This is a genomic window from Priestia sp. TRM10, from assembly GCF_057808375.1.
This window is the reverse complement of record NZ_JBJZOT010000015.1, coordinates 1,342,779-1,358,541: the sequence shown is the minus strand read 5'-3', so window position 1 is coordinate 1,358,541 and position 15,763 is coordinate 1,342,779. Positions and strand designations below refer to the sequence as shown.

Here is a 15,763-nt window from a genome sequence, read left to right as displayed (position 1 = left end):
AAACATTAAATAAGAGAAAACTTCTGCAACTATTCTTGTTTATCTGTCAGTTTTACTTGACGAAAAAAGATATTTGAGGATAAAATCAAAAAAGGATGGCTACTTGTCTGTGTATCCTCAGGTAGCTGTCTTTTTTATTTCTAAACTTCTAAATGAAATGTGTGTGTTGAAATTGAAGGTGAACTGGTTGGAACATATATTAGGAAGTGAATGGAAGATAACGCCAGCAGGCGGCTCAACAGGAGATGCTTATTTTGCGAAGTTTCAGGATCGGGAACTTTTTTTAAAGCGAAATTCATCGCCTTTTTTAGCTATGCTTTCAGCAGAAGGAATTGTTCCAAAACTTGTATGGACAAGAAGAATGGAAAATGGAGATGTTATTACTGCGCAACATTGGTTGAATGGCCGAGAACTAAAACCAAGTGATATGGTTTCAACAAAAGTAGCAAAACTGCTCAGTAAAATCCACTATTCTCAAGAACTGTTAGATATGTTAAAAAGATTAGGTAAAACGCCGTTGCGTCCAGATGAACTTTTACAAAGTTTATATCAGCATATCGATCATGAACTACTAGCAATTCCAGCAGTTCAAGAAGGTATTCGGTATCTACAGCGTGAATTACCAAACATTCATACGATTCGTTACGGAGTTTGTCATTGTGATGTTCATCATAACAACTGGCTGTTAGGAGAAAATGGACAGATGTACCTGATTGATTGGGACGAAGCAATGATTGCAGATCCTGCTATTGATTTAGGATTGCTTTTTTACCTCTATATTCCGAAATCAGAGTGGGGAGAATGGCTCGAAGAATATGGAGCAGAAATGACTGATGACTTAGAACACCGAATGAAGTGGTATGCCATCAGCCAAATGATCTCTCTTATGCAGTCACATAAAGACTGTCAAGATGAACGAGAAATGAATAGATTACATCATCACCTCAGCGAGCTTGTTTCATGATAAAGTATGAAGTTCGTCCATCCATTGAGTTAAATTAGCTTGATTTGTTTGGATATATTGATTAAGCTCGCTGCTTCCTTTCCCAGTCTGTGAATAGTAATAAATGTTTTCTAAAGTTTTTTTAACTTCCTCCTTCGTCTGCGCATTTGCTAGCATCGATTTAGCGAGACGCTCCATTTGCTCACATTCCGAAACAGTTCCACAGCAGTCACTTTGATGTTCTGAAAGAATATCTTTTAATACACTAAGCTGATTTTGATAATTTAATGGCATAAGTATCACCTTTTCTTTACGTAGTGCCTTTAGTTTTATCTTTATCAACACATTTATGCGATATATTAACAACTAAAAATTTAACTGAACTAGACAGCCTTTCCTCTCAATTAGGAAAGAAGTGAAAAACATAAATAGATGAGGTGTGTAACATGCGTTTGCGAAACAAGCCATGGGCAAAAGATTATATTGATGCCCACCCACAATACATTATTCCGACTCCAGAGAAACGTAAGGGGGATTGGAAGAGTGTATTTCAAAATGATAATCCAATCCATATTGAAGTTGGAACTGGGAAAGGTCAGTTCTTAATCGGAATGGCGAAACAAAATCCTCATATTAACTATATTGGGATTGAAGCATATCAAAGTGTTATTGTGAGCGCTCTTGAAAAGCTCATTGAGGAAGATTTACCAAATTTGAAGCTTCTTGACGTTAACGCGGAAAATTTAACAGACTATTTTGCTCAAGGTGAGATTGACCGTGTGTATTTGAACTTTTCTGATCCATGGCCAAAGCCTCGACATGAAAAAAGACGTCTCACATACAAAACATTCCTAGAGCAATATGAAGAAGTGCTTGTTAAAAATGGAGAAATTCATTTTAAAACAGATAATCAAGGATTGTTTGAGTATTCACTTCAAAGCTTTTCAGCTTATGGTATGCTTCTGACGTTTGTTAGTCTTGATCTTCATAAGCTAGAGGATGAAAATAATATTATGACAGAATATGAAGAGAAATTTTCTGAAAAAGGAAATCGTATTTATCGCTGTGAAGTGCAGTTCAAATAAGATTTATGCGCCGTACAAAGACGGCGCATTTTTTGTATGCGAAAAAAATGGAGCGTGATACAATAAAGAAAAAGCAAAGGGAGGTTATTTTTTGGAAACGTTATCATTAGGGGAGCTAAAACTTACTTGGTTAGATGGTGGAGACAATCATCTTGACGGTGGAGCAATGTTTGGTGTAGTTCCTAAGGCTTTATGGTCAAAAAAGTATAAAGAAAATGAAAAAAATCAAATTCCGCTTCGTACAGATCCTATTTTAATTCAAAAAGAAAACAAAAACTTTCTTATTGATACAGGGCTTGGGGTTGCTAAACTAACAGAAAAGCAAAAGCGTAATTTCGGCGTAACAAGAGAATCGAACCTTATCTCTGCCCTTAAAGAATTAGGGCTGTCTCCGGAAAATATTGATGTTGTTTTGATGACACATCTTCATTTTGACCATGCTTGTGGTTTAACAAGTGTAAAAGAGGGGCAGTTTATATCCACATTTCAAAATGCTGAAATCTTCGTCACTAAAACCGAATGGGATGAAATGAGAAGTCCGAACCTTCGCTCACGAAACACATATTGGAAACAGAACTGGGAAGCAATAAGCAAGCAAGTCGTTCCTTTTGAAGAGTCAGTAAGTGTAATAAGCGAAATAGAAATGATTAAAACAGGAGGGCATAGCGGCGGTCATGCCATTATCCGACTAGAAAGTGATGGGCATGTTGCTTATCATCTTGGTGATTTGCTTGGTACACATGCCCATCAAAATCCACTGTGGGTTATGGCCTATGATGATTATCCGGTCACATCTGTTTTACAAAAAGAGCGTTGGTTAAAAAAAGCCGTTGATGAAAAGGCTTGGCTAACTTTTTATCATGACTATTATTATCGTGCCTTAAAATGGAACGATAAAGGTGTGATTGTTGATTCAGTAAAAATCCAAAGAGACTAGCCAATTTTCTTGAATTCGATAAGTGAGCCTGTCACACTATCAACAAAAAACTCATAGTGTTCTTGTAGCCCATTTTTACTTCTTGTAATACCGCCTTGATATCCTTCAAAAAATAACTCATCTTTGTGAAACGTCTTTTTAGTTGTTTCAATCCAAGAACCGCTAACTGTTCCATTTTGTTTGAAAACGCGTTTTACAGTTTCAAGAGCTTTTTCAGCATCCATCTTTTGTTCACACGTTCTTTGAAGAAGATAAGTTCCAGCTGCACCTGCAGCAAGTCCAATAGCTAAGCTTTTCCAATTCATTTCTTCCACTCCATTTCTGTAACAGCTTTCATTATAAGAAAGTATACAGAACAAAAGGTGGTTTGTTAAGTAAAAAGGGGCGAATTCGTTCTGCAGTAGCAATTCATGATTGTTTTCGATAAAATAAAGAAATAACTATACATATCTAAAGGGGCATGATGATGAATCAAGAAACTTTAGCATTATTTAAAACATTAACAGAATTACCTGGAGCATCAGGCAATGAACATGCTGTTCGCGCATTTATGAAAGAAGAGCTTGCAAAATATTCTGATGAAATTATTCAAGATCGTCTTGGCAGTACATTTGGAGTTCGAAATGGCAACGGTCCAAAAGTAATGGTTGCAGGTCACATGGATGAAGTAGGGTTTATGGTTACATCTGTAACAGATAAAGGGATGCTTCGCTTTCAACCTCTTGGGGGCTGGTGGAGTCAGGTACTGCTTGCCCAACGCGTAGAAGTTATAACAAAAAATGGGCCTGTAGTAGGCGTTATTGCGTCCATTCCGCCACATCTTCTCGATGAGAGTCAGCGCAACCGCCCAATGGCCATTAAAAATATGCTTATTGATGTTGGAGCAGATAGCAAAGAAGAAGTAAAAGAAATGGGCATTAAGCAAGGAGATCAGATTGTACCTATCTGTCCATTCACACCGATGAAAAATGAAAAAAAGATCTTAGCTAAAGCATGGGACAATAGATATGGCTGTGGCTTAGCAATTGAGTTATTAAAAGAGCTTAAAAACGAAAAGCTCCCAAATACGCTTTATTCAGGTGCAACAGTGCAGGAAGAAGTTGGCTTAAGAGGAGCTCAATCTGCAGCAAATATGATTAATCCAGATCTCTTTTATGCTCTTGATGCAAGTCCTGCAAATGATACCTCTGGAGACAAGAATGCGTTCGGACAACTTGGAAAAGGAGTGCTTCTCCGTATTCTAGACCGGACGATGGTCACACATCGAGGAGTAAGAGAATACGTGCTTGATACAGCAGAAACAAACAATATTCCATATCAATATTTTGTATCACAAGGTGGGACAGATGCTGGACGTGTTCATTTATCAAATAAGGGTGTTCCTTCAACAGTAATTGGAATCTGTTCACGCTATGTTCATACAAGTGCATCAATGGTTCATATTGATGACTATGCGGCAGCGAAAGAACTGCTTATCAAGCTTGTAAAATCTTCAGATCAAACAACGTTAAACACGATTTTAGAACAAGGTTAATAGACAAAGGTTCGGTCAAGCGTATGCTACGCTACCGAACTTTTTTATGAAAGGAGAAGAGAATATGATTGCGCTCGGTACGACAAATACAGCAAAAGTAAGAGCTGTACAAGCTGTCTTTGCGACAACAGAAATTAAAGCTTTATCCGTATCAAGCGAAGTCTCCGCTCAACCATTTTCAGATGAGGAAACCGTTGAAGGAGCTATTAACAGAGCCCGAAACGCGAAGGTTGAAGCAAACGTCGCAATCGGAATTGGGTTAGAAGGGGGCGTTGTTGAGACTGATAGAGGGTTGCTTTTATGCAACTGGGGAGCACTTCTTGCTTCAGACTGTGAGCCTATTGTAGCGGGAGGCTTGCGTATTCCGCTTCCAGAGGAATTTGTTGCCCCTTTAAAAAGTGGTCGAGAGCTTGGCGAAATCATTGATGAATATGCCAAAAAAGAGAACGTTAGACAAAATGAAGGAGCTATTGGCATTTTAACAGGAGGATATATTTCAAGAGAGCAAGTTTTTACAGATATTGTAAAGGCTCTTGTTGGCCAGTATAAGCAATTAAAAAGTTGCCGATAAATGTTGTTAGTATACTTTCATTGCGGTGGATCTCTTCATTTGTTAACATCAAAAAGATATTATATTTTACTGTATAATCTAGGAGGAAAAGTGAATGGAAAAATTATCAACAATTGAACAATATAGAGAATTAGCTGGGAAAGAAGATGTTATTTTCATGTTTTCAGCAGACTGGTGTCCGGACTGTCGTGTAATTGAGCCTATTTTACCAGAAGTTATGGAGAAATATAATCAATATAAATTCTTCTATGTAGATCGTGATGACTTTATTGAGTTATGTCAAGAACTTAATATCTTTGGTATTCCAAGCTTTGTTGCATTCAGTAATGGAGAAGAGATTGGTCGATTTGTAAGCAAAGATAGAAAAACACAAGAAGAAATTGAGCAGTTTATCGAAGGTCTACCCTCTAATTCTTAAGGAGTGAGAGCAGTTGAAAATGACAAGCTTGAAAATGCGTGATCTTTTAAAAGAACGATTGAAAAATGATCATTGGACATTTTCTTTCGATCGTGAAAAAGACACGTTGCGCATTGAAGATAAAGAGACAAAAAAGGGAACAACAGTCTCTTTACCAGGGCTTATTGCCAAATGGGAAGTAAGAAAAGAAAAAGCCATTGATGAGATGGTTTACTATATAGAAGAGGCATTGAAAGTAATGTCACAAGAACAAGAATTAACAGGCAAAGAACGGAATGTTTATCCTGTTATTCGCTCAACCTCTTTTCCAACAGAAGCGAACGATGGTACAAAGCTTTTAAATGATGACCATACGGCAGAGACACGTATTTACTATGCTCTTGACCTTGGAACGACGTATCGTCTTATTGATGAACGCCTTTTGAAAAAAGAAGGATGGGATTTACTGAAAGTTCGTGAGATGGCTCGTTTCAACCTTCGTTCGTTGCCGCTTTCATATCGAGAAGATACGGTGGCAGGAAATACATTCTATTTTGTTAACAACAAAGACGGTTATGATGCTAGTCGCATTTTAAACGAGTCAATTTTAAAGAAATTCTCAGCCGAAATTCATGGTACAATGGCAGTGGCTGTTCCACATCAAGATGTTTTAATTATTGCCGATATTAAAAACGATACAGGTTATGACGTGCTTGCACAGATTACAATGAGCTTTTTTGCTGATGGTCATGTGCCAATTACAGCACTCTCTTTCCTTTATGAGAACGGTGGATTAGAGCCAATTTTCATTTTAGCTAAAAATAGAAAAAAGGACGGTAAAAAATCATGAACGCATTTTACAATCGAGAAGGAATCGGTGATACACTCATCGTAAAAATAAATGAACTTGAGCTTCAAGACCGAGCTGTTGAGCGCAATGGTGATGTAGCACGCGTATATCACAATAAAACAAACGAAACAGCAGGATACAATATTTTTAATGCTTCTACATATTTTACAGTGTCAGCAAACGGCTTAGTTGATCTAACAGAAGAGTTAGCAGAGAAAATCAATGAAACAATTGAAAAAAGCGGTTTTAAAAAAGTAGACGTTGATTTATCACCAAAGTTTGTTGTTGGATATGTAGAATCAAAAGAAAAGCACCCAGATGCAGATAAATTAAATGTATGTCAAGTAAACGTAGGAAATGAAACACTTCAAATTGTGTGTGGAGCGCCGAACGTTGATCAAGGTCAAAAGGTTGTTGTAGCAAAAGTTGGAGCTGTTATGCCAAGTGGAATGGAAATTAAAGATGCAGAGCTTCGCGGCGTTGCTTCTTCTGGAATGATTTGTTCAGCAAAAGAATTAGCACTTCCAAATGCACCGAAGGAAAAAGGAATTCTTGTTCTAGAAGATAATGCAGAAATTGGAAAACCTTTTTTTGACAAATAAATAACAAATAGAAGAGAGTCTAGAGACAAATACTACATTTTTCTTTCAGACATTACAAATGTTTAAAAATCGTTGAAAGCTCTTTTTTATATTTGATAAAATTACAGACCACTAGTGTATACACTAGTGGTCTTTATTTGTAAAAATATGAAGAAGAGGATAGAAAATCTTAAAAACGTGGTAAAATGTATGTGAAAATAAAAAGAAATCCTTTGTGAAAAATTTAAGCCGAAATTTGAATAGATAAAGTAAAACGTTGGAGTGATGAAAATGGGTTTTATCCGAAAATTTGTGGATTACTTATTAGGATATGAAGTGAAAGAGATTATTGTAGAAGAGCCTGCTCAAGAAGAGAAAAAGAAACAGCAGCAAAGTCCTAAAAAGCAACCAAAACATCCAATCGTAAAACCGAGTGGGCCAAACGGAGTGAAAACACCGCAGTCTGATTTAGAAACGCGAGTCGCTTATCAATATCCCAAAGGAAAGTTTCGTTTCCCTCTTATTGATGATAATGCAGACGTTAGACAGCCTCGACAAGAGCGAGAAGAGGAGCGTGAAGTGCGTCCGTCAGCGCGATGGAAAGAAGAAGAAAACGCAGCTCATCGTCACAAAGAAGAAGAACAACCAAAACGGCCATCTAGTAGACCATCTAATAGGAGAAGAAATCATGAGGTCCGTCCATCAGCGCGATGGAAAGAAGAGTATGAAGAACATCCTGTTTCTAATGGAGAAAGCTCTCTCTCGCCCAAAGAGAGAAGAAGAACGCCAAAACAATGGAGAGAGCAGCAAGAAAGTAGTGAAAGAATGTCTTCTGATCACCTAAAACCAAAGGTAGAAGAAGAAAAATTAAGAACAAGACCGTTTCGCCCAACGGAAATACCTTCTCCTATTTATGGATTTAATCAGCGTCCGGATAAAAAGGAGGAACCAGAGGAAGTTTATGACGACATTATTGAATTTGAGCTTCCTTCATCTGCGCCAATTAGAGAACGACGTGAAATAGAGAAGAAAGATGAATCAGCTTATCGTGCTTTCCCTACTTTTGAAGAGCATTCACCACCGACACAAGAAGAAGAGATTTATATGATGAATGAAAGTGAGCCACTTCAAAAGGAGAAAGTTGCTTCTTATGAAGAGACGGAGCAGCTTGAAGAAGTACCTTCTATGTATACGAATGAAGCAAAAGAAGAAGTGTCAGCTACAGAAGAGCCTTCTTTATACGAAGAAGAGGAAGCTCCTTCTCCCTCTTTTAAAAACGAAATCGAAGATGAACAAACAATACAGAATTCTGTCTCTTTGTCTCCTATTCAAGAGATAGAAGAAGAGAGAAAAGAGGACATAAGCTCAGCTTCAGTAGAAGATGAAAGAATGGAAGAATACGAGATAAAAGAACCCGAGCCTATTGAAGAGAAGCAGACTGAAGCTCCTGTTGAGGAAGTCCGTGAGCAAAGAAAAGTGTCATCTGACGACAGGGAAGAGAAACGAAAACGGCATGTTCCTTTCAATGTTATGATGCTTAAAAAAGATCGACAGGAATTAAAAAAAAAAGTAGAAAAAGAGACGATTCTTCCAACTAACGAAGAGATGAATGAACATGATAGTAACAGGGAGAGAGAATTAGAAGAAAAGATTAATAGAGAACATTATCAGTTTCCTGAGTTAGCTCTTTTGGCAGATCCCCCAAGAACGGAAGGGGATGATGAAGAGTGGATGCAAAGTCAAAGCGAGCTTTTGAACACAACGCTTTTTAACTTTAATGTTCGAGCAAGCGTTGTAAATGTTACGCAAGGACCAACAGTAACTCGCTTTGAGGTACAGCCAGAACCAGGTGTAAAAGTAAGCAAAGTAACAAACTTAACTGATGACATTAAGTTAAGTATGGCGGCTCAAGATATTCGAATGGAAGCCCCTATTCCAGGCAAAAACGCAATTGGTATTGAGCTTCCAAACCGAAATAGCAAACCGGTTCTTTTAAAAGAAATTCTAGAAAGTAACGAATTTCAACAAAGCGCGTCGCCGCTTTCTGTTGCTTTAGGTCTAGATATTTCAGGTGAGCCTATTGTGATGGACTTAAACAAAATGCCCCACGGTCTTATTGCAGGAGCAACGGGTTCAGGGAAAAGTGTGTGTATTAATACAATTATTGTCAGTCTTCTTTATAAAGCAGCGCCACATGAAGTGAAATTGATGCTTATTGATCCCAAAATGGTAGAACTTGCGCCATATAATCATATTCCTCATCTTGTAAGCCCAGTTATCACAGATGCAAAAGCTGCTACTTCTGCTTTGAAATGGGCTGTGGAGGAAATGGAAAGAAGATACGAACTCTTTGCTCATACAGGAGTACGTGATATTAAAAAGTATAATGAGCTTGTTGAGAAAAAAGGAGAAAAAGGGCAGGAGCTTCCTTACCTTGTTATTATCATTGATGAGCTTGCTGATCTTATGATGGTATCTCCAGGAGAAGTCGAAGAGGCAATCTGTCGAATCGCACAAAAAGCTCGGGCATGTGGTATCCATCTGCTTCTTGCTACACAACGTCCATCTGTAGACGTGATTACAGGCCTGATCAAAGCAAACGTTCCGACGCGTATTGCCTTTTCTGTATCTTCACAAGTAGATTCAAGAACAATCATTGATACAGCGGGAGCTGAGAAGCTACTCGGAAAAGGAGATATGCTTCTGCTTGCAAATGGCTCGTCAAAATCAGTGCGGATCCAAGGGAACTTTGTGTCAGATGAGGAAATTGATGAAGTTGTTCATCATGTAAGAGACCAAATGAAGCCGAATTATTTATTTAACCAAGAGCAGCTTCTTCAAAAGCATGATAGCTTTGCAAGCGATGAAGACGAGCTTTTTTATGATGCTTGTGAGTTTGTAATCAATCAAGGTGGGGCCTCAACATCAAGCGTTCAGCGTCGCTTTCGAGTAGGATATAACCGTGCAGCACGTCTTATTGATATGATGGAGGAACAAGGCGTTATTTCAGGATCAAGAGGCAGTAAGCCTCGTGATGTATTAATGAGCGAGGATGAGCTTATGGAGCTTCAAGGAACAAGTACATTTTAATAAAAAAATGGCATATATGTGAAGAATAAAACTTAACGTTGTCGAGAGGCAAAAAATGTTTTACTATATGAAAAGACAGCATTATTTTACAGCTAAAGAGCACATTTCGCTCTAGAAAGTGCTCTTACTTCACGCCGAATGGCATGTCAAAGATGAAGCAGTACAGAAGCTAAAAGAAAAAAGATATTTTTATGAATGAGAGAAGTAGAAAAAAGGGAAAGCTAAATATGGAAAAAAAGGAAAAACATACAGAAACTTATCCTCAATCGTGATGGTTTATTATCTAAAGAAATGGTATAATGATGAACTGTTACAGTGAAAAGCTGTACATAAAGTACGTTCTTTATTCTTTTTTAAGCTCGTTAGCACCCTGAGGCAAAGCCTCTTTCTACTGTCAAAAGCTCAAGATTTATGATTGAAAATTTAATTTTATGCAAGCAACAGAAGTAAGATTACAAGTATTTATAACCAAATTAAGATAAACGTCATATACTGTCTTACAGATAGACGTATTTTGGAGGTTCTTTTCTATGACTGTTTACCATTTTGTTGGAATTAAAGGAACTGGCATGAGTGCACTAGCGCAGATTTTACATGATATGGACTTTCAAGTACAAGGCTCTGATATTGAGAAAAAGATTTTTACTCAAAAAGCGTTAGAAGATCGGAACATACCAATTCATCCATTTTCCAAAGATAATATCCACGAAGGATTAACGATTATTGCGGGCAACGCATTTCCAGATACGCATGAAGAAATTGAAGCAGCGAAAGAGCAAGGTTTAGAAGTCATTCGCTACCACCGTTTTTTAGGAGACTTTATGAAACAGTATACAAGCGTTGCTGTTACAGGAGCGCATGGGAAAACGTCTACGACAGGCATGCTTTCTCATGTTATTCAAGGTGCGCGTCCTACGTCATATTTAATTGGTGACGGAACAGGAAAGGGAACGGCAGATAGCCAATACTTTGCATTTGAAGCATGTGAGTATCGTCGTCATTTCCTTTCTTACCATCCTGATTATGCGATTATGACAAACATTGACTTTGATCACCCTGACTATTTTGCTAACGTAGATGATGTATTTAGTGCGTTTCAGGAGATGGCTCTTCAAGTGCAAAAAGGAATTATCGCTTGTGGGGATGATGAACATCTGCAAAAAATCCAAGCTAAAGTACCTGTTCTCTACTACGGGTTCCGAGAAGGAAACGACTTTCAAGCTCGCAACGTAGAGAAAACAACAGAAGGAACAACATTTGATGTGTTCGTACGAAATACATTTTATGCAACATTCTATATACCAGGTTATGGAGACCATAACATTTTGAATGCTCTTTCTGTTATTGCTCTTTGTCACTATGAGCAAATTGATTCTGAAATCATTCAAGAGCGTTTTAAATCCTATGAAGGAGTAAAGCGTCGCTTCAGTGAAAAAGTGTTAGGTTCTCAAGTAATTATTGATGATTATGCACATCATCCAACTGAAATTCAAGCAACAATTAGTGCAGCTCGTCAAAAATACCCTGATCGTGAAGTTATTGCTGTATTCCAGCCACATACGTTTACACGTACACAAACGTTTTTAGGGGAGTTCGCAGAATCTCTTCAAAGTGCTGACAAAGTTTATCTTTGCGATATTTTTGGTTCTGCTCGTGAAAAACAAGGAAACTTATCGATTGAAGACTTACGTTCTAAAATTGAAGGTGCAGAGCTTATTAGCGAAGAAAGTATTGAAAAGCTTAGCAAACATGAAAAAGGTGTCTTAATTTTCATGGGAGCAGGAGACATTCAAAAGTTCGAAGAATTATACCAAAAAACGCTCGTATAAAAAAGGTTCCCTAATGGGAACCTTTTTTATTTTAGGTTTTCTGGATTTAGAGCTTCTAATTCTTTAATGACGAAGCGACCGTCTTTGCGGATCAGCATATCGTCAAAGTAAATCTCTCCTCCACCATATTCAGGGCGTTGGATCATTACCATATCCCAATGAATGTTAGAATGGTTGCCGTTATAGGCTTCTTCATAACATTCTCCAGGAGTGAAGTGGAAGCTACCGTCAATTTTTTCATCAAACAAGATGTCTTGCATTGGATGTTGAATGTATGGGTTTACACCAATCGCAAACTCCCCAACAAAACGAGCTCCTTCATCAGTATCAAAAATATGATTGATACGTTCAGTATCATTTGCTGTTGCATCAACAATTTTTCCATTTTCAAACGTTAATTTTACATTTTCAAATGTGAATCCTTGGTATGGAGATGGTGTGTTGTAAGTGATAACTCCGTTCACAGAATCACGAACAGGAGCTGTAAAAACTTCTCCATCAGGAATATTCATTTCACCTGCACATTTCACAGCAGGGATGTCTTTAATAGAGAATGTTAAGTTTGTATCTTTTCCAATAAGCTGAACTTTATCTGTTTTATTCATAAGTTCTACAAGAGAATCCATTGCTTTATTCATTTTGCCATAGTCAAGATTACAAACATTGAAATAGAAATCTTCAAAAGCTTCCTTACTCATTTTTGAAAGCTGAGCCATTGATTCTGTAGGATAGCGTAAAACAACCCATTTTGTTTTCGGTACACGAATTTCACGATGAACTTTCTTGCCTACTGTATCGCCTTGGATCTTCATTTTTTCAGCAGGTACATCTGATTGTTCAAAAATATTGTCCCCTGCGCGAAGCCCAATATAAGCGTCCATCTCTTTCATAACGTTCGCTTCAAACTGAGCGATAAGCTCGTACTGTTCTTCAGAAGCCCCCATTAAGAGACTTCTATCTACTGTATGGTCTTTCAAGCTTACAAATGGAAGTCCACCAGCTTCATAAGCTTCCTTTACAAGTGCTGTAACAAGTTCTTTTTGTAAACCGAAGTTTTCAATGAGAATTTTTTCACCTTTTTGTAGCTTCACAGAATATTGAATAAGGTTTTTCGCTAGTTGTTGAATTCTTGGATCTTTCATGAGGAACCTCCTTGGAAATAAATATCTGTCCTTATTGTACCCTAGAAGAGGAAAATTTCATAAAAATATGAATAAAAGGGAATAAAAAAAACAGAGGAGTTTGTTTTCTTTCTGTCGAATGATAAAATAGTATAAGTACATAAAGAGACCTGCTTCCTTTTTCCGAGATTCCTGTCCACAGTGAATAATATGTTTGTTTCTAGGTGAAAAAGGGTAGTGAATCGTATCAAAGAGTAGGAGGTTACTGTTCATGATTATCATCTTGTACTTAAGCGTTGCAGTTATTGCTGTTGCATTTCTTTTCCTCGTTATTTCACTCTCTAAAACTTTGCGATCTGTTCAAACTACGTTAGACTCTGTGTCTACAACGTTAACAGGTGTGGAAACGCAAATGAAGGGTATTACCGTTGAAACAACAGAGCTGCTTCATAAAACAAATGCACTAGCAGTTGACATTCAAAAAAAATCAGAGTCACTAAACAGTGTAGTAGACTCTGTTAGACAAGTAGGAAACTCTATCCAAGGATTAAACACATCTATTTCGCGAGTGTCTACAACGGTCACAGAACAAACTGAAGCAAATAAGGATAAAATTGCTCAAGTTGTTCAATGGAGTAACGTCGCAATGGATATTTGGAACAAAGTAAAAGGAAAAAGAAATCAACAACAAAAGCAATCACCACAAATTGAAGAAGAGAACGTTCCGAAACGTTCACGTATGTATATGTAGGATTTAAAGGAGGAGATTCAATTATGGGCGATCGAAACGGAAAAGAGTTTATCGTTGGGACTGTTATTGGCGGAGTGATTGGCGCAGCTACAGCACTTCTATTAGCACCGAAATCTGGTAAAGAACTTCGCACAGATTTAAACGAACAAGCTGCATATGTTCGCCTTAAAACAGAGGAATTTAAAAACGTAGCTGTTGAAAAAGGTCAAGGATTTGCTGAATCAGCAAAAGGAAAAACAGCAGACTTTTCTCAAAATTTCTCAAAGCAGTCATCTAATGTGATGGATAAAGTGAAAAACTTCCGTAACAAAGAGGATGACGAAATCTCAAAGGCAAGTCTTCAAGTTCTTGAAAGTGAAGTAGAAGATCAATTAGAAAAGCTAGATGAAGAAGTAAAAAGTCCTGAATACAAGGGAGAAACACCTTCAAGTCAGCACTAATGAAATAAAACGTTGCTAATTTTATTAGCAACGTTTTAATTTTTACAAGCTAAAGGAGTCCTAAGCGTGGATAAAATTTTTTCAGAAGACCAATTAAATCAAGCACTAGAAGAAAATAATACGTTATTTTTATTAAAACATAGTACGACGTGTCCTATTAGTCAAAATGCTTTTGAACAATATGAGAAGTTTTCTAAAGAAGAAAATGTTCCCTGCTATTATTTATATGTGCAAGAAGCACGCCCTCTCTCAAATTATGTGGCAGAACAATACAATGTAAAACATGAATCACCTCAAGTTCTTTATTTTAAGCAAGGCAACGTAGAGTGGAATACCTCTCATTTTGACATTACGTACGAGAAACTAAGTGATTACTTACACGAATAGCATTCTTTTGGAGGAATATGTAAGAGTAATACCAAAGGCTCGGCGTGTTGCTGAGCCTTTTTTATGCGATTTAGTAAACTTTTTGTGAAAAATATACATGAGAGACCAATAAGCATTTGTCATTATGTAAATAGTATCGTATATTATTTACAGACAATGAATCCGAAATTTAATCACTATTATGTGAAAAATGTGGATAAGCTAAGCGAAAAGCGTTGATATAAGGAGTGTTAAAACATGAATATTACAATATATGATGTTGCAAGAGAAGCAAATGTTTCAATGGCAACCGTATCACGTGTAGTAAATGGAAACCCAAATGTTAAACCATCAACAAGAAAAAAAGTATTAGAAACAATTGAAAGACTTGGGTATCGCCCAAATGCTGTAGCAAGAGGCCTTGCTAGTAAGAAAACAACGACAGTAGGGGTTATTATTCCTGATATCTCAAGCATTTTCCACGCAGAGCTTGCACGTGGTATTGAAGATATCGCAACAATGTATAAATATAATATTATTTTGAGTAACTCAGATCAAAACAAAGATAAAGAGCTCCATCTTTTAAATACAATGCTTGGCAAACAAGTGGATGGCATTATTTTTATGAGTGGAAATGTACAGGAAGAGCATGTTGAAGAACTGAAAAAATCTCCAGTTCCAGTTGTGCTTGCTGCATCTGTTGAACAATCAGAAGAAATTCCATCTGTAAATATTGATTATGAACAAGCTGCTTATGATGCAGTAAACGCTTTAATCGAGAAGGGTCATCGCAAGATTGGCTATGTTTCAGGCCCTGAAGAAGAACCAATCAATAGTCTAAAGAAAAATGAAGGTTATAAGAGAGCTTTAAAAGAAGCAAATATTTCTTATAATGAAGATTATGTTGCTGAAGGAGACTACACATACGATTCAGGAATTGAAGCTGTTCAGCAACTTTTGAAATTAGAAGATCGTCCAACAGCTATCTTTGTTGGAACAGATGAAATGGCTCTTGGAGTTATTCACGGAGCGCAAGATGAAGGCATTTCAATTCCAGAAGACATTGAAGTGCTTGGATTTGATAATACAAGATTAGCGACAATGGTGCGCCCGCAGCTATCAACTGTTGTACAACCAATGTATGATATTGGAGCTGTTGCAATGCGACTATTAACAAAATTAATGAACAAAGAGCAAGTTGACAGCAACATTGTTCAACTTCCACATCGAATTGAATATCGCAATTCTACAAAATAAATAAAAGCTCA

The 15,763-nt window shown here is 37.3% G+C and carries 17 protein-coding genes; 14 read left to right on the top strand and 3 right to left on the bottom strand.

The features are described 5' to 3' along the window. The first annotated feature begins 187 nt into the window (after window positions 1-187). Entirely contained in the window at window positions 188-964 is a 777-nt protein-coding gene (locus ACK3CR_RS23725; RefSeq protein WP_026009468.1) for a phosphotransferase family protein, read from the top strand. Here the strand turns inward: ACK3CR_RS23725 and ACK3CR_RS23720 are convergent. Continuing rightward, window positions 959-1,237, bottom strand: coding sequence for a YtzH-like family protein (locus tag ACK3CR_RS23720; RefSeq protein ID WP_019391153.1), 279 nt, complete (start codon window positions 1,235-1,237; stop codon window positions 959-961). The two genes, ACK3CR_RS23725 and ACK3CR_RS23720, sit on opposite strands and share 6 nt — an antisense overlap. 152 nt (window positions 1,238-1,389) lie before the next feature. Here ACK3CR_RS23720 and trmB point away from each other — a divergent pair, with 152 nt between their 5' ends. Continuing rightward, window positions 1,390-2,028: a tRNA (guanosine(46)-N7)-methyltransferase TrmB gene (gene trmB, locus ACK3CR_RS23715; protein ID WP_243517087.1), complete on the top strand. Its 639-nt coding sequence runs from the start codon at window positions 1,390-1,392 to the stop codon at window positions 2,026-2,028. A gap of 91 nt (window positions 2,029-2,119) precedes the next feature. Then, complete coding sequence (locus ACK3CR_RS23710; RefSeq protein ID WP_243517090.1) at window positions 2,120-2,965, top strand: YtnP family quorum-quenching lactonase; 846 nt, start codon at window positions 2,120-2,122, stop codon at window positions 2,963-2,965. Here ACK3CR_RS23710 and ACK3CR_RS23705 read toward each other — a convergent pair. Further along, complete coding sequence (locus ACK3CR_RS23705; protein ID WP_019391156.1) at window positions 2,962-3,270, bottom strand: hypothetical protein; 309 nt, start codon at window positions 3,268-3,270, stop codon at window positions 2,962-2,964. The two genes, ACK3CR_RS23710 and ACK3CR_RS23705, sit on opposite strands and share 4 nt — an antisense overlap. A 161-nt stretch (window positions 3,271-3,431) precedes the next feature. Here ACK3CR_RS23705 and ACK3CR_RS23700 point away from each other — a divergent pair, with 161 nt between their 5' ends. The 7 genes from ACK3CR_RS23700 (at window position 3,432) to murC (ending at window position 11,817) form a co-directional block, all read left to right on the top strand. Then, window positions 3,432-4,499 carry a M42 family metallopeptidase gene (locus tag ACK3CR_RS23700; RefSeq protein WP_488976225.1) on the top strand — a complete coding sequence of 356 codons (1,068 nt, stop codon included), beginning with the start codon at window positions 3,432-3,434 and terminating at the stop codon, window positions 4,497-4,499. 64 nt (window positions 4,500-4,563) lie between these two features. Beyond that, a complete protein-coding gene (locus ACK3CR_RS23695; protein WP_488976173.1) occupies window positions 4,564-5,070 on the top strand; it encodes a DUF84 family protein in 507 nt (168 codons plus the stop codon). A 94-nt stretch (window positions 5,071-5,164) separates the two neighbouring features. Beyond that, entirely contained in the window at window positions 5,165-5,488 is a 324-nt protein-coding gene (locus ACK3CR_RS23690; RefSeq protein ID WP_124049821.1) for a thioredoxin family protein, read from the top strand. A gap of 19 nt (window positions 5,489-5,507) precedes the next feature. Further along, complete coding sequence (locus ACK3CR_RS23685) at window positions 5,508-6,317, top strand: DUF1444 domain-containing protein (RefSeq protein WP_243520700.1); 810 nt, start codon at window positions 5,508-5,510, stop codon at window positions 6,315-6,317. Further along, window positions 6,314-6,919, top strand: coding sequence for a YtpR family tRNA-binding protein (ytpR, locus tag ACK3CR_RS23680; protein ID WP_243517098.1), 606 nt, complete (start codon window positions 6,314-6,316; stop codon window positions 6,917-6,919). Before ACK3CR_RS23685 ends, ytpR begins: the two co-directional genes overlap by 4 nt. Before the next feature lie 270 nt (window positions 6,920-7,189). Then, the gene (locus ACK3CR_RS23675) at window positions 7,190-9,988 is read left to right on the top strand and encodes a DNA translocase FtsK (protein WP_488976172.1); all 2,799 of its coding nucleotides are present in this window, start codon (window positions 7,190-7,192) and stop codon (window positions 9,986-9,988) included. A 530-nt stretch (window positions 9,989-10,518) separates the two neighbouring features. Beyond that, window positions 10,519-11,817: a UDP-N-acetylmuramate--L-alanine ligase gene (murC, locus tag ACK3CR_RS23670; protein ID WP_243517104.1), complete on the top strand. Its 1,299-nt coding sequence runs from the start codon at window positions 10,519-10,521 to the stop codon at window positions 11,815-11,817. A gap of 26 nt (window positions 11,818-11,843) precedes the next feature. Here the strand turns inward: murC and ACK3CR_RS23665 are convergent, their stop codons facing one another. Further along, the gene (locus ACK3CR_RS23665; protein ID WP_243517107.1) at window positions 11,844-12,959 is read right to left on the bottom strand and encodes an aminopeptidase; all 1,116 of its coding nucleotides are present in this window, start codon (window positions 12,957-12,959) and stop codon (window positions 11,844-11,846) included. 250 nt (window positions 12,960-13,209) lie between these two features. Between ACK3CR_RS23665 and ACK3CR_RS23660 the strand changes: the two genes are divergently transcribed. The 4 genes from ACK3CR_RS23660 to ccpA all read left to right on the top strand — a co-directional run bounded on the left by ACK3CR_RS23660 (window position 13,210) and on the right by ccpA (window position 15,752). After that, window positions 13,210-13,689 carry a DUF948 domain-containing protein gene (locus tag ACK3CR_RS23660; RefSeq protein ID WP_019391165.1) on the top strand — a complete coding sequence of 160 codons (480 nt, stop codon included), beginning with the start codon at window positions 13,210-13,212 and terminating at the stop codon, window positions 13,687-13,689. A 23-nt stretch (window positions 13,690-13,712) separates the two neighbouring features. After that, window positions 13,713-14,129 (top strand): YtxH domain-containing protein, encoded by a 417-nt coding sequence (locus ACK3CR_RS23655; protein WP_243517109.1) that lies wholly within the window; start codon window positions 13,713-13,715, stop codon window positions 14,127-14,129. Window positions 14,130-14,195: 66 nt separating this feature from the next. Continuing rightward, the gene (gene ytxJ / locus ACK3CR_RS23650) at window positions 14,196-14,516 is read left to right on the top strand and encodes a bacillithiol system redox-active protein YtxJ (RefSeq protein WP_243517111.1); all 321 of its coding nucleotides are present in this window, start codon (window positions 14,196-14,198) and stop codon (window positions 14,514-14,516) included. Window positions 14,517-14,753: 237 nt separating this feature from the next. Beyond that, entirely contained in the window at window positions 14,754-15,752 is a 999-nt protein-coding gene (gene ccpA, locus ACK3CR_RS23645; RefSeq protein WP_243517116.1) for a catabolite control protein A, read from the top strand. Window positions 15,753-15,763 lie beyond the last annotated feature (11 nt).

Coding starts and splice junctions, on each gene's coding strand:
- ACK3CR_RS23720 (WP_019391153.1), bottom strand. CDS start 1,237: ATGCCATTAAATTATCAAAATCAGCTTAGTGTATTAAAAGATATTCTT.
- ccpA (WP_243517116.1), top strand. CDS start 14,754: ATGAATATTACAATATATGATGTTGCAAGAGAAGCAAATGTTTCAATG.
- ACK3CR_RS23675 (WP_488976172.1), top strand. CDS start 7,190: ATGGGTTTTATCCGAAAATTTGTGGATTACTTATTAGGATATGAAGTG.
- ACK3CR_RS23655 (WP_243517109.1), top strand. CDS start 13,713: ATGGGCGATCGAAACGGAAAAGAGTTTATCGTTGGGACTGTTATTGGC.
- murC (WP_243517104.1), top strand. CDS start 10,519: ATGACTGTTTACCATTTTGTTGGAATTAAAGGAACTGGCATGAGTGCA.
- ytpR (WP_243517098.1), top strand. CDS start 6,314: ATGAACGCATTTTACAATCGAGAAGGAATCGGTGATACACTCATCGTA.
- ACK3CR_RS23695 (WP_488976173.1), top strand. CDS start 4,564: ATGATTGCGCTCGGTACGACAAATACAGCAAAAGTAAGAGCTGTACAA.
- ACK3CR_RS23705 (WP_019391156.1), bottom strand. CDS start 3,270: ATGAATTGGAAAAGCTTAGCTATTGGACTTGCTGCAGGTGCAGCTGGA.
- ACK3CR_RS23660 (WP_019391165.1), top strand. CDS start 13,210: ATGATTATCATCTTGTACTTAAGCGTTGCAGTTATTGCTGTTGCATTT.
- ACK3CR_RS23665 (WP_243517107.1), bottom strand. CDS start 12,959: ATGAAAGATCCAAGAATTCAACAACTAGCGAAAAACCTTATTCAATAT.
- ACK3CR_RS23700 (WP_488976225.1), top strand. CDS start 3,432: ATGAATCAAGAAACTTTAGCATTATTTAAAACATTAACAGAATTACCT.
- ACK3CR_RS23690 (WP_124049821.1), top strand. CDS start 5,165: ATGGAAAAATTATCAACAATTGAACAATATAGAGAATTAGCTGGGAAA.
- trmB (WP_243517087.1), top strand. CDS start 1,390: ATGCGTTTGCGAAACAAGCCATGGGCAAAAGATTATATTGATGCCCAC.
- ACK3CR_RS23685 (WP_243520700.1), top strand. CDS start 5,508: ATGACAAGCTTGAAAATGCGTGATCTTTTAAAAGAACGATTGAAAAAT.